Annotated in this window: 9 protein-coding genes; 7 read left to right on the top strand and 2 right to left on the bottom strand. The window is 55.7% G+C overall.

The window, feature by feature from the left end; genetic code table 11:
• Positions 1–8 precede the first annotated feature (8 nt).
• From thiB to thiQ, 3 genes are read left to right on the top strand one after another with little or no spacing between them, the layout of a single operon-like run.
• Positions 9–992, top strand: a complete 984-nt coding sequence (gene thiB, locus LH23_RS08710) for a thiamine ABC transporter substrate binding subunit (RefSeq protein ID WP_039290247.1) — start codon at positions 9–11, stop codon at positions 990–992.
• Positions 968–2,578, top strand: a complete 1,611-nt coding sequence (gene thiP, locus LH23_RS08705) for a thiamine/thiamine pyrophosphate ABC transporter permease ThiP (protein WP_039290244.1) — start codon at positions 968–970, stop codon at positions 2,576–2,578. Before thiB ends, thiP begins: the two co-directional genes overlap by 25 nt.
• Positions 2,562–3,260, top strand: coding sequence for a thiamine ABC transporter ATP-binding protein ThiQ (gene thiQ, locus LH23_RS08700; protein WP_039290241.1), 699 nt, complete (start codon positions 2,562–2,564; stop codon positions 3,258–3,260). The genes thiP and thiQ overlap by 17 nt, the downstream gene beginning before the upstream one ends.
• On the opposite strand, the gene LH23_RS08695 is transcribed toward thiQ, so the two are convergent.
• Positions 3,257–4,024 (bottom strand): DedA family protein, encoded by a 768-nt coding sequence (locus tag LH23_RS08695; protein ID WP_039290238.1) that lies wholly within the window; start codon positions 4,022–4,024, stop codon positions 3,257–3,259. The genes thiQ and LH23_RS08695 overlap by 4 nt on opposite strands.
• Before the next feature lie 198 nt (positions 4,025–4,222).
• Between LH23_RS08695 and polB the strand changes: the two genes are divergently transcribed.
• The 3 genes from polB (at position 4,223) to rluA (ending at position 10,507) form a co-directional block, all read left to right on the top strand.
• On the top strand, positions 4,223–6,583 hold the full coding sequence (polB, locus tag LH23_RS08690; RefSeq protein WP_039290235.1) for a DNA polymerase II: 2,361 nt from the start codon (positions 4,223–4,225) through the stop codon (positions 6,581–6,583).
• 222 nt (positions 6,584–6,805) lie between these two features.
• The gene (gene rapA / locus LH23_RS08685) at positions 6,806–9,712 is read left to right on the top strand and encodes an RNA polymerase-associated protein RapA (protein WP_039290232.1); all 2,907 of its coding nucleotides are present in this window, start codon (positions 6,806–6,808) and stop codon (positions 9,710–9,712) included.
• Between the two features lie 135 nt (positions 9,713–9,847).
• Positions 9,848–10,507 carry a bifunctional tRNA pseudouridine(32) synthase/23S rRNA pseudouridine(746) synthase RluA gene (rluA, locus tag LH23_RS08680; protein WP_039290229.1) on the top strand — a complete coding sequence of 220 codons (660 nt, stop codon included), beginning with the start codon at positions 9,848–9,850 and terminating at the stop codon, positions 10,505–10,507.
• Between the two features lie 30 nt (positions 10,508–10,537).
• Here rluA and djlA read toward each other — a convergent pair whose 3' ends face one another.
• On the bottom strand, positions 10,538–11,356 hold the full coding sequence (gene djlA / locus LH23_RS08675; protein ID WP_008461730.1) for a co-chaperone DjlA: 819 nt from the start codon (positions 11,354–11,356) through the stop codon (positions 10,538–10,540).
• A 181-nt stretch (positions 11,357–11,537) separates the two neighbouring features.
• On the opposite strand from djlA, the gene lptD reads away from it, so the two are divergent.
• A complete protein-coding gene (gene lptD, locus LH23_RS08670) occupies positions 11,538–13,901 on the top strand; it encodes an LPS assembly protein LptD (RefSeq protein WP_039290226.1) in 2,364 nt (787 codons plus the stop codon).
• Positions 13,902–13,944: the final 43 nt, after the last annotated feature.

Raw genomic sequence — 13,944 nt, 5'->3', positions numbered from 1 at the left:
GGTGCAAAGTGTTCAAAAAGTTTCTGCCGCTGCTGGCGCTGGCCGCCATGCCCGTTTTCGCTAAACCTGTATTAACCGTCTACACCTACGACTCGTTCGCCGCCGACTGGGGCCCTGGCCCGGCGGTGAAAAAAGCCTTTGAGGCCGACTGTAACTGCGAGCTGAAATTTGTGGCGCTTGAAGATGGCGTTTCTCTGCTGAACCGCGTACGCATGGAAGGTAAGAACAGCAAAGCAGACGTCGTGCTGGGGCTGGACAACAATCTGGTAGAAGCCGCCACGCAAACCAAACTGTTTGCCCCCTCTAACGTCGAAAACGCCACCCTTCAGGTGCCTGGCGGCTGGAAAAACAGCACCTTCGTGCCTTACGATTACGGCTACTTTGCTTTCGTATACGACAAGAACAAGCTAAAAAACCCGCCAAAAAGCCTGAAAGAGTTGGTTGAAAGCGATCAAAAATGGAAGGTCATTTACGAAGATCCACGCACCAGCACCCCAGGGCTTGGCCTGCTGCTGTGGATGCAAAAAGTGTACGGCGATAAAGCCCCTGAAGCCTGGCAAAAGCTGGCGAAGAAAACTGTCACCGTCACTAAAGGCTGGAGCGAAGCTTACGGCTTGTTCCTGAAAGGGGAAGCCGACCTGGTGCTGAGCTATACCACCTCCCCGGCCTACCACATCATTGAAGATAAGAAAGACAACTACGCCGCCGCGGATTTCAGCGAAGGGCATTACCTGCAGGTTGAAGTGGCGGGCAGACTGGCGAACAGCAAACAGCCTGAACTCGCCGAGAAATTTATCAAATTCATCGCCACACCAGGTTTCCAGAACACCATTGCTACCGGCAACTGGATGTACCCGGTGACTAACGTAGCGTTACCTGCTGGCTTCGACAGCCTGGTGAAGCCGCAAACCACGCTGGAATTCACCCCTCAGCAGGTAGCTGCTCAACGCGCAGCATGGATCAATGAATGGCAACGCGCCGTCAGCCACTAATACCAGGCTGGCTGTATCCAGGGCTATTTGCCGCGACGCTGGTCGTGGCGGTAGCCCTGGCGGCTTTTCTGGCGCTGTGGCTTAACGCTCCGCAGACGGATGTCTTCGCCATCTTGCAGGACGGCTATCTTTGGCACGTCCTGCGTTTCTCCTTCTGGCAGGCATTTCTTTCCGCCGCATTTTCCGTTTTCCCGGCAATATTTTTAGCCCGCGCGCTCTACCGCCGCCGTTTCCCAGGCCGACTGGCGCTACTTCGGCTTTGCGCCATGACGCTGGTACTGCCGGTACTGGTGGCCGTCTTCGGCATTCTTTCCGTTTATGGGCGAGAAGGCTGGCTGGCAACGCTCTGCGGCTGGCTCGGCTTTGAATGGCACTTTTCCCCTTATGGCCTGCAGGGCATTCTGCTGGCGCACGTCTTCTTTAATATGCCGATGGCGACCCGCCTTCTGCTGCAGGCGCTGAACAATATCCCTTCGGAACAGCGCCAGTTGGCGGCACAGCTGGGAATGCAGGGCTGGAATTTCTTCCGTTTTGTCGAATGGCCCTGGCTGCGCCGACAGATACTCCCGGTTGGTGCCCTGATTTTTATGCTTTGCTTCGCGAGCTTCGCCACCGTGCTTTCCTTGGGTGGAGGCCCGCAAGCAACAACCATCGAACTGGCCATCTTTCAGGCATTAAGCTACGACTACGATCCCGCCAAAGCGGCATTGCTGGCCCTGCTGCAAATGGCGTGCTGCCTTGGCCTGGTGTTGTTGAGCCAGAAGTTAAGTAAGGCGATTCCCGTCGGCGTCAGCCAGCTTCAGGGGTGGCGGGATCCGCAGGATTCTCTGCGCCGAAAACTTAGCGATGGCCTGCTTATTCTGCTCGCCCTGCTGCTGCTTCTCCCACCGCTGCTGGCGGTGATGGTCGACGGGATTAACGGCAGCATGGGCAGCGTGCTGCGGCAGCCTGCCCTGTGGAACGCGCTCTGGACTTCACTGAGAATTGCCATTGCCGCCGGGCTTATCAGCGTGACGCTAACGCTGATGCTGCTTTGGAGCTCGCGTGAACTTCGGCTTCGTAACCAACGCTTCGCCGGGCAGGCCATTGAACTTAGCGGTATGTTGATTCTGGCGATGCCGGGCATCGTCCTCGCCACTGGCTTCTTCCTGCTGCTAAACAACACCGTGGGCCTGCCACAATCTGCCGACGGAATTGTTATTTTTACCAATGCGCTGATGGCGATTCCTTATGCCCTGAAAGTGCTCGAAAACCCCATGCGAGACGTAGCGGAACGCTATACACAGCTTTGCCAGTCGCTGGATATCAGCGGCTATAATCGCCTGCGATTCATTGAGTTAAAAGCGCTGAAACGCCCAATAGCTCAGGCGCTGGCCTTTGCCTGCGTGTTGTCGATTGGCGATTTTGGCGTAGTGGCGCTGTTCGGTAACGAAGACTTTAGAACCCTGCCCTTCTGGCTGTATCAGCAGATCGGCTCTTACCGCAGCCAGGACGGCGCGATCACAGCGCTGCTCCTGCTGCTGCTTTGTTTTATGCTGTTTACCTTGATTGAAAAACTTCCGGGGCAAGATGCTAACTCTGACTGATGTAACCTGGCTGTACCAGCACTTACCCATGCGCTTTTCCCTGAAGGTTGCGGCGGGAGAACGAATCGCCATCCTGGGGCCAAGCGGCGCGGGAAAAAGTACGTTGCTGAGCCTGGTCGCCGGGTTCCTACCGCCTGCCAGCGGCGGCATCGTCATCGCCGGCGTGGATCACACCCGGACACCGCCTTCAGCCCGCCCGGTTTCCATGCTTTTCCAGGAAAATAATCTGTTTAGCCATTTGACCGTCCGGCAAAATATCGCCCTGGGCATGCATCCGGGAATGAAACTTGATGAAGCCCAGAAGCAGCGGCTGATAGAGATAGTGGAACGCGTGGGGTTAACTGACATGCTGGATCGCCTGCCGTCTCAGCTTTCCGGCGGCCAACGGCAGCGCGTTGCCCTCGCCCGCTGCCTGGTTCGTCAGCAGCCCGTTTTACTGCTGGACGAACCTTTCTCGGCGCTCGATCCGGCGCTGCGCAAAGAGATGCTGCAGCTGCTCGATGAGCTGTGTCGGGAGCAACAGCTGGCGCTGCTGATGGTTTCTCACAGTATTGAAGATGCCGCCCGTATCGCCCATCGTAGCATCGTGGTAAAAGACGGGCGCATTGCATGGGACGGCGAAACAGGCACATTGCTCAGCGGTGAGGCAAGCGCCTCCGCGCTGTTGGGGATAGGCAATTAGTGCGACAGCACCTTCCACAGGATGTCCCAGTAAACCGGCATTAATGGATGCTGCAGCAAGGCCACAAAACTGCCAATGCCCGCCACCAGCATAAGCGGAGCCAGCCAGTTTAGTCGGGCCTGCGGTAAATAGCGGGCCAGTCGATCTGAGCCTTGCTTACCGCTGCGATACCAACGCCAGCTTAGCCACGCAGCCAGCCAAAGCAGTAAAGCCACCGCCAAAAGCAGCCACTTGAAGCTCGCGCTTTTCATGTCTGCAGGAATGTCGATTGCTGCCCCGGCGAGGATACCCGGTAGAAAATAGAGCGGCGGCCAGAACAGGCAGCCGATAATATTCGGTGGCAAAAACTTCGCCAGCGGTAAATCCAGCATCCCGGCCACCATCGGCACTAGCGGGCGCGTAGGGCCAACAAAGCGTCCGACAAGAATGGTAAACATGCTGTGCTGATGCAGCGCGTGCTCGGTCTTATCCAGCAGCGCCTTATTCTTCTTCATAAATGACCAGCGGTGTAGCGGGCCTTTGAAGCGCTGCCCAAGCCAGAACGAGATCCAGTCGCCCAGCAGGCAACCTATAATCCCGGCTCCCCAAGCATAATAGAAATTGACCTGGCCACTGCCGATCAGCGCACCCAGTCCGGCCATCATCACCGTGCCAGGCAGGATAAGCCCCACCAGCGCCAGCGACTCAAAAAAGGCCACCAGCATCACCGCGATAAGCGAATATGCCACTGACTGTGTAATAAAGTGTTCCAGCAAGGATTCCATAAGCTTTCCGTCGATGAGCGAGCGGGCGATTCTCCAGAATTAACGTGACAGGCGTCAAGGTCTCATTTCTATGAATAAAGAATAGACGGTAAAGTTCCGGATAATTCACACGCCTGACCAACAACACTGTATATAAATGCAGTAAATAACGGTTGTTTGCGCTATAATCTAAACACTTTTCCTGAGAGAGAATGCAGCGTGTCTCAAGCTCGTCAGGGGTTTCTGCTGACCAGGCACTGGCGAGACACCCCGCGCGGTACCGAAGTCGACTTCTGGCTGGCCACGGAGGATGGCCCGCTTAAGGTGCGCCTGCCGCCGCAGGAATCCGTCGCTTTTATTCCCCAGTCCCAGCTAGCCCAGGCGCAGCGTCTGCTAGTCGGTGAAAACCAGTTCCGCCTTACGCCGCTTGAACTCAAAGACTTCCATCGCCAGCCGGTGGCGGGCCTGTATTGCCAGCAGCACCGCCAGTTAATGCGGCTGGAGAAACTGCTGCGCGACGGCGGCGTGACGGTCTATGAGGCGGATATTCGCCCGCCGGAGCGCTTCCTGATGGAACGCTTTATTACCGCGCCGGTCTGGTTTAGCGGTCATCCTCAGGGCGATGTGCTGCTGGATACCCGCCTGAAACCCGCCCCGGAATACCGCCCGCCGTTGAAATGGGTCTCGCTGGATATCGAAACGAATCGACACGGCGAGCTGTACTGCATCGGCCTCGAAGGCTGCGGGCAGCGCCACGTCTATATGCTCGGGCCTGAAAACGGCGATGCTGCGGGCCTGGATTTTACGCTGGAATATGTCGCCAGCCGTCCTTTGCTGCTGGAGAAGCTGAATAGCTGGTTTGCCGAGCACGATCCCGATGTGTTGATCGGCTGGAACGTCGTGCAGTTTGACCTGCGCGTGCTGCAAAAAATGGCCGAACGCTACCAGGTTCCGCTTCGTTTAGGACGAGGCAACAGCCCGCTAGAATGGCGTGAGCACGGCTTTAAGCAGGGCGTTTTCTTTGCCCAACTTGCGGGCCGGGTGATTATCGACGGCATTGAAGCGCTAAAATCGGCGTTCTGGAATTTCTCTTCGTTTTCGCTGGAAACAGTGTCCCGCGAACTTCTCGGTGAAGGGAAGTCGATTGATAATCCCTGGGATCGTATGGATGAGATCGACCGCCGCTTTGCCGAAGACAAACCCGCGCTGGCGACCTATAACCTCAAAGACTGCGAACTGGTCACGCGTATTTTCCACAAAACAGAGCTAATGCCTTTCCTGCTGGAGCGGGCGACGGTCAACGGGCTCCCGCTGGATAAACACGGCGGCTCGGTTGCGGCATTCAGCCACCTTTATTTCCCGCGTATGCACCGTGCAGGCTATGTCGCCCCCAATCTGGGCGAGGTTCCGCCGCAGGCAAGCCCCGGCGGCTATGTGATGGATTCGCGCCCAGGGCTGTATGATTCAGTGCTGGTGCTCGATTATAAAAGCCTGTACCCGTCGATTATCCGCACTTTCTTAATCGATCCGGTCGGGCTCGTCGAAGGTACAGCCCAGCCCGATGTGACGCACTCCGTTGAAGGGTTTATTGGCGGCTGGTTCTCCCGCGACAAACACTGCCTGCCGGAGATCGTGAGCCAGATCTGGCATGGCCGGGACGAGGCAAAGCGCCACGGTAACAAACCGCTCTCTCAGGCGCTCAAAATCATCATGAATGCCTTTTACGGCGTGCTGGGCACCAGCGCCTGTCGCTTTTTCGATCCACGCCTGGCTTCGTCGATCACCATGCGCGGTCATGAGATCATGCGCCAGACAAAGGCCCTGATTGAATCCCAGGGCTATGACGTTATATACGGCGATACGGATTCAACCTTTGTCTGGCTGAAAAAAGCCCATAGCGAAGAAGACGCCGCGCAAATTGGCAGGAAGCTGGTTGAGTACGTCAACACCTGGTGGCAACAGCATCTGAAAACCACGCTGAATCTCGACTGTGCCCTGGAGCTGGAGTACGAAACGCACTTCTGCCGTTTTCTGATGCCGACTATCCGGGGAACGGACCAGGGCAGCAAAAAGCGCTACGCAGGGCTTATTCAGGAAGGCGACGAACAGCGTATGGTCTTTAAAGGGCTTGAAACGGTGCGCACCGACTGGACGCCCCTCGCCCAGCAGTTCCAGCAGACGCTCTATTTGCGAATTTTCCGCGGCGAGCCCTATCAGGACTACATCCGCGAAACCATTGCCAGTCTGATGGCGGGTGAGCTGGATTCACAGCTCATCTATCGCAAGCGCCTGCGTCGCCCGTTAAGCGAGTACCAGAAAAACGTGCCGCCGCACGTTCGCGCGGCAAGGCTTGCCGATGAGCATAACCAGCGTCTGGGCAGGCCTGCACAGTACCAGAACCGCGGTACGATAAAATATGTCATGACCCTGAGCGGCCCGGAACCGGTTGATTATCAGCAGTCTCCGCTGGATTATGACCACTACCTGACTCGCCAGCTGCAGCCCGTCGCCGAGGGGATTTTGCCCTTCCTTGAGGACGACTTTGCTACACTGATGACGGGGCAGATGGGGCTATTTTAAAAATACTCGACATAACTCAGCTTACGGCAAGGCGCTAAGAGCGCGCAGCCAGCGCCGCCGTAATTTGAAGCATGACGAGTACGTGACGAATCCGTTGCCATCCAGTACCATAGCGCCCTTTCTTCGAATCCTTAGACCCAATTTTAAACAACTGCGCCGCCTGTGCGCGGTTGCCATGCTATTGCCTGCAAATTTAAGTCACTGAAATAGAGCCGAAAACTTATGCCTTTTACACTTGGTCAACGTTGGATCAGCGATACCGAAAGCGAACTGGGACTGGGAACCGTGGTGGCGCTGGATGCGCGTATGGTTACCCTGCTCTTCCCGGCAACGGGTGAAAATCGTCTGTACGCCAGAAATGACTCCCCGATCACCCGCGTGATGTTTAACCCAGGCGATGTGATTACCAGCCATGAAGGCTGGCAGCTGAAAGTTGATGAAGTTAAGGAAGAAAAGGGGTTACTCGCCTACTTCGGCACCCGTCTCGATACCGAAGAACAAGAGGTTCTGCTGCGCGAAGTGTTCCTCGACAGCAAACTGGTCTTCAGCAAGCCGCAGGATCGTCTGTTTGCCGGGCAAATCGACCGTATGGACCGTTTTGCGCTGCGTTTCCGCGCCCGCAAATACCAGAGTGAACAGTCGCGCCAGATTTGGAGCGGCCTTCGCGGGATGCGCACCAGCCTGATCCCTCACCAGCTAAACATCGCTCATGACGTTGGCCGCCGCCATGCGCCGCGCGTATTGCTCGCGGATGAAGTTGGCCTGGGTAAAACCATTGAAGCCGGGATGATCATCCACCAGCAACTGCTGGCCGGCAGTGCCGAACGCGTTCTGATTGTGGTGCCGGAAACCCTGCAGCATCAGTGGCTGGTCGAAATGCTGCGTCGCTTTAACCTGCGCTTCGCGCTGTTTGACGATGAACGTTACGCGGAAGCCCAGCACGACAGCAGTAACCCGTTTGACACCGAACAATTGGTCATTTGTTCGCTGGACTTCGTGCGCCGCAATAAACAGCGCCTGGAAAACCTCTGCGAAGCGGAGTGGGATCTGCTGGTTGTCGATGAGGCCCACCACCTGGTGTGGAGCGAAGACGCGCCTAGCCGTGAATATCAGGCGATTGAACAACTGGCCGAGCATGTACCCGGCGTTCTGTTGCTGACCGCCACGCCTGAACAGCTGGGCATGGAAAGCCACTTCGCGCGCTTACGCCTGCTGGATCCAAATCGCTTCCATGATTTCGCTATGTTCGTCGACGAGCAGCAGAATTATCGCCCGGTCGCAGACGCCGTTGCTTTGCTGCTGGCGGGTGACCATCTGACCGATGAGCAACTGAATACCATGGGTGAGCTGATCGGCGAGCAGGATATCGAGCCGCTGCTGCAAACCGCCAACAGCGATCGCGAAGGCAGTGAAGCCGCACGCCAGGAGCTGGTCTCCATGCTGATGGACAGGCACGGCACAAGCCGCGTGCTGTTCCGTAACACCCGTAACGGCGTGAAGGGTTTCCCGAAACGCGAACTGCACACCATTCGTCTACCGCTGCCAACCCAGTACCAAACGGCGATTAAAGTCTCCGGTATTATGGCCGCGCGTAAGTCCGTGGAAGATCGCGCCCGCGACATGCTGTACCCGGAGCAGATTTATCAGGAATTCGAAGGCGACACCGGCACCTGGTGGAACTTCGACCCGCGCGTTGAATGGCTGATGGGTTACCTGACCAGTCACCGTTCGCAGAAAGTGCTGGTGATCTGCGCCAAAGCCGCAACGGCGCTTCAGCTGGAGCAAGTTCTGCGCGAGCGCGAAGGCATCCGCGCCGCCGTCTTCCATGAAGGCATGTCCATCATCGAACGCGACCGCGCTGCAGCCTGGTTTGCGGAAGAAGATACCGGTGCACAGGTTCTGCTCTGCTCCGAAATTGGCTCAGAAGGCCGTAACTTCCAGTTCGCCAGCCAGCTGGTCATGTTTGACCTGCCGTTTAACCCGGACCTGCTGGAACAGCGTATTGGTCGTCTCGACCGTATTGGCCAGGCACACGACATCCAGATCCACGTTCCGTACCTGGAAAAAACCGCTCAGTCGGTCCTGGTGGACTGGTACCATGCCGGTCTGGATGCCTTCGAGCATACCTGCCCGACCGGCCGCACCATCTATGACAGCGTCTATCCGCAGCTGATCGAATATCTCGCGGCCCCGGAAAATACCGAAGGCTTTGACGCGCTGATCAAGCAGTGCCGCGAGCAGCACGATGCCCTTAAACAGCAGCTTGAGCAGGGCCGCGACCGTCTGCTGGAAATTCACTCCAACGGCGGTGAAAAAGCGCAGGCGCTGGCAGAAGCCATTTCCGAGCAAGATAACGACACTAACCTCGTTAGCTTTGCGATGAACCTGTTTGATATCGTCGGCATTAACCAGGACGATCGCGGCGACAACATGGTCGTGATTACGCCGTCCGACCATATGCTGGTCCCGGACTTCCCGGGCCTGCCGGAAGACGGCTGCACAATCACCTTCGAGCGTGACGTAGCCTTATCCCGCGAAGACGCGCAGTTTGTGACCTGGGAACACCCGATCATCCGCAATGGCCTGGATTTGATCCTGTCAGGCGATACCGGTAGCTGTGCCCTGTCTCTGCTGAAAAACAAAGCGCTGCCGGTGGGTACGCTGCTGCTGGAGCTGATTTACGTTGTTGAGGCCAAAGCGCCTAAACAGCTACAGCTCAACCGCTTCCTGCCGCCGACGCCGGTGCGCATGCTGGTGGATAAAAACGGCACCAACCTCGCGGCGCAGGTGGAGTTTGAAAGCTTTAACCGCCAGCTCAGCGCGGTTAACCGTCATACCGGCAGCAAACTGGTGAATGCGGTGCAGTCCGACGTGCACGCTATTCTGCAGGTGGCGGAAGAGAAAGTTGCCGATGCGGCACAGGCGCTGATCGACGCAGCTCGTGAAGAAGCCGATGAGAAGCTGAGCGCTGAGCTGTCCCGTCTGGAAGCGTTGAAAGCCGTTAACCCAAACATTCGTGACGACGAACTTGCGGCTATTGAAACCAATCGCCAGCAGGTGATGGAAGCGCTGAGCCAGGCTAACTGGCGTCTTGATGCCCTGCGTTTGATTGTTGTGACGCACCAGTAAATATGCGTCGCTTTACTCAAATCATTCGAGTTGCAGCAAGGCGGCAAAAGAGAGAATCCCAGGAGCTTACTAAAGTAAGTGACTGGGATAAGTGAGAGCAGCCAACGCGGCTGCAGCTTGAAGGATGCAGAGTAAATGCTGATGGAACCCTACAATCCGCCTCTTGATCCCTGGCTGGTTATCCTTTACCAGGATGAGCACATCATGGTGGTTAACAAGCCCAGCGGTCTGCTGTCCGTCCCGGGGCGTCTTGATGAGCACAAAGACAGCGTGATGACGCGCATTCAGCGCGACTTCCCGCTGGCGGAGTCGGTCCATCGGCTTGATATGGCGACCAGTGGCGTGATTGTGGTGGCGCTGACCAAAGCGGCAGAGCGAGAGCTGAAGCGCCAGTTCCGTGAACGCGAGCCTAAAAAGCAGTACGTGGCTCGCGTTTGGGGCCATCCGCAACTGGAAGAAGGTTTGGTGGATCTGCCGCTGATTTGCGACTGGCCTAACAGACCAAAGCAAAAGGTGTGCTACGAGACAGGGAAGTCTGCGCAGACTGGATATCAGGTGCTGGAATACGCGGCGGATAATACCGCTCGTATACAGCTCATGCCGATTACCGGGCGTTCACATCAGCTTCGCGTGCATATGCAGGCGCTGGGGCACCCGATTCTCGGGGACCGCTTCTACGCGACGCCAGAAGCGCTTGCCATGGCGCCGCGTCTTCAGCTCCATGCTGAGATGCTCACCATTACGCACCCGAGCTACGGTACGCCAATGACGTTTAGAGCGCCGGCAGACTTCTAAAGAAAAGCCTCTCATTTGAGAGGCTTTTTTCTATTTAAACCCTTTTGCCGTTTTAATCAGGTCGTAAGCACCCTGAATCTCCTGAGCCTTTTGCTTCGCCATCTGCATCATTTCCGGCGGCAGACCTTTTGCCACCAGCTTGTCCGGGTGGTGCTCACTCATTAGCTTACGGTACGCACGCTTGATAACCGTTGGCTCATCGCTGCTTTTTACCCCAAGCACCTTGCAGGCATCCTCCAGCGTCGGGCCCCTTTGCTGCTGCGCGAAGCCGCCTTGTGATTGCTGGTATTGGTACTGGCCACCACCGAACTGCTGGCCGCCTTCCATCATGCGCAAGAACTGGTCGAACTGAGCACGAGAGATCCCCAGTTCTTCGGCAATCACATACAGCACCTGGCGCTCATTTGGGTGCAACGAGCCATCCGCAAACGCGGCCTGAATTTGGATTTCCAGAAACATCCGAATTAAGTCAGAGCGACCAAAACAGACGCTGCGCATCTGTCCCATTTTCTCTCTGAGCGGATAATTATTTTCTTTACCCGCCCGAAATGCGCGCTGAGCTGCTGCTCGAGCCTCACCATGAAGCTGCATTCGGTCCATCAGTAAAGAAGCAATTTGAATATCGGCTTCCGTTACCCGGCCTTTCGATTTGGTGAGGTGCCCCATCACTTCAAAAGTGGTAGAAAAAAAGATCGCCTGACGCTGCTGTTGGTTAGCAAACCAGGCCCCGCGACGGCTACGCGCCTTATCAAACATATGGCCGATAAGAAAACCTATCACCACGCCCCAAAAGCCGCCGCCCGAGATTAAACCCAAAGCAACACCGAGTACTTTTCCCCAATACTGCATATACTCCCCAAATCGTCATGCTGTCGTCTAGAATTTGCTTTATCATACCCGCCATTGATAGCGCTGCCTAACGGCATACTGCTAATGGGCTGGATTAACACTAGCGCTGTGGTGATGAGTAAGTTAGTCTCTGACCGTTTGCCTTCGCTATACCCTGATGACGGAACAACAAATAACACGTATGAAAAAACGTATTCCCACCTTGCTGGCCACCCTGATTGGTTCAGCCCTTTATAGCCAACAAGGTATGGCTGCCGACCTTGCCTCGCAGTGTATGCTGGGTATCCCAAGCTATAATCGTCCATTGGTTAAGGACGACGGTAATAGCCTGCCGGTGACAATCCAGGCCGATCACGCCAAAGGTGATTACCCGGACAATGCCGTGTTTACCGGGAATGTTGACGTTCAGCAGGGCAACAGCCGCCTGCAGTCAGACGAAGTTCAGCTTCACCAGAAGCAGGTCGACGGTCAAGCGGATCCCGTTCGCACGGTGGATGCCTTAGGTAATGTGCATTACGACGACAATCAGGTCATCCTGAAAGGTCCGAAAGCATGGTCAAATTTAAACACCAAAGATACTAACGTCTGGAGCGGTGATTACCAGATGGTTGGCCGCCAGGGTCGCGGCACCGCAGACCTCATGAAACAGCGCGGCGACAACCGCTACACGATTCTTGAAAACGGGACGTTCACCTCCTGCCTGCCGGGTTCCAATACCTGGAGCGTGGTCGGCACTGAGGTGATTCAGGACAGACAGGAAGAAGTGGCGGAGATTTGGAATGCCCGCTTTAAGCTGGGCCCGGTACCGGTCTTCTACAGTCCATATCTGCAACTTCCTATTGGCGATAAACGCCGTTCGGGCTTCCTGATCCCTAGCGCTAAATACAGCACCAACAACGGCATTGAGTTCACGCTACCGTATTACTGGAACATTGCGCCAAACTTCGATGCCACTATCACGCCTCATTACATTGATAAGCGGGGCGGTATCCAGTGGCAGAACGAATTCCGTTACCTGACCCAGGCCGGTGCGGGCCTGATGGAGTTTGACTATCTGCCATCGGACGACGAATACAAGAACGAACCAGGTGTGCCGCAGGGTGAAAAAGACCGACGCTGGTTGTTCTACTGGAATCACAGCGGAGTCATGGATCAGGTGTGGCGCTTCAACGTCGACTACACCAAGGTCAGCGACTCGCGCTACTTCAACGACTTTAGCTCTCAGTACGGTAGCAGTACTGACGGCTATGCCACGCAAAAATTCAGCGTCGGCTACGCGATTGAAAACTTCGACGTTACCTTGTCGGCTAAACAGTTCCAGGTGTTTGCTAACCAGTTAGGTGCCAGCACAAGCTCCTACCGCGCTGAGCCACAGCTGGACGTCAACTTCTACCAGAACGACGTGGGTCCGTTCGATACGCGTATTTATGGCCAGGCAGTGAAGTTCACCAACGTGAACTCTAACTACCCGGACGCCACGCGTCTGCACCTTGAGCCGGTCATCAACTTACCGCTGTCTAACGGCTGGGCGAGTCTGAATACCGAAACCAAGCTGATGATGACCCATTATCAGCAGGACAACATTGATAAATACAAACAAAATATCAATAGCGCCAGCACCTTAGAAAGCACGGTCAACCGCACGCTGCCTCAGTTTAAAGTGGATGGTAAGCTGATCTTCGATCGTGATATGGACTCCGTTGCCGGCTGGACGCAGACCCTGGAGCCGCGCGCTCAGTACCTGTACGTGCCGTATCGCAACCAAAGTGCTATCAACAACTACGACTCATCGCTGCTGCAGTCTGACTACAGCGGGCTGTTCCGCGATCGTACCTACGGTGGTCTGGACCGTATTGCTTCGGCCAATCAGGTAACGACGGGCGTAACTTCTCGCGTTTATGATGACGCTTCGGTTGAACGTTTCAACATATCCGCGGGTCAAATCTACTATTTCACCCAGTCCCGTACCGGAGATGACAACATCAACTGGGAGAAAGATAAGAAAACGGGCTCTATGCTTTGGGCCGGCGATACTTACTGGCGTATGACCGATCGTTGGGGCCTGCGTGGCGGCGTTCAGTATGATGCTCGTCTGGGCAGCGTGGCCAACGGTAACGGCGCCATTGAATACCGCCGTGACGCCGATCGTATTGCGCAGTTGACCTATCGTTATGCGAGTCCGGAGTATATTCAGGCAACATTGCCGGCATACTCGACTTACGAACAGTATAAAGAAGGGATTTCGCAGGTCGGTATGGTCGCCAGCTGGCCAATCGTGGATCGCTGGTCAGTTGTCGGGGCCTACTACTACGATACCAATGCCCGACAGTCCGCTGACTCTATGTTCGCCGTGCAGTACAGCTCTTGCTGTTATGCCATTCGCGTGGGCGTCGAACGTAAAATCAACGGCTGGGAAAATAACCAAAGCAAATACGATAACGTAATCGGCTTTAACATTGAGTTACGCGGTCTGAGTTCCAACTATGGCCTGGGTATTCCGCAGATGCTGCGTTCTAACATTCTGCCGTACCAAAGCTCGATGTAATTCACTTTGACGAATTCTCTAAATAATCCGCTTTGCGGCTAAG

The organism is Cedecea neteri, from assembly GCF_000758305.1.
GTDB lineage: Bacteria > Pseudomonadota > Gammaproteobacteria > Enterobacterales > Enterobacteriaceae > Cedecea > Cedecea neteri_C.
The sequence above is the reverse complement of the archived record's forward strand: the minus strand, read 5'-3'. Positions and strand labels throughout refer to the sequence as shown.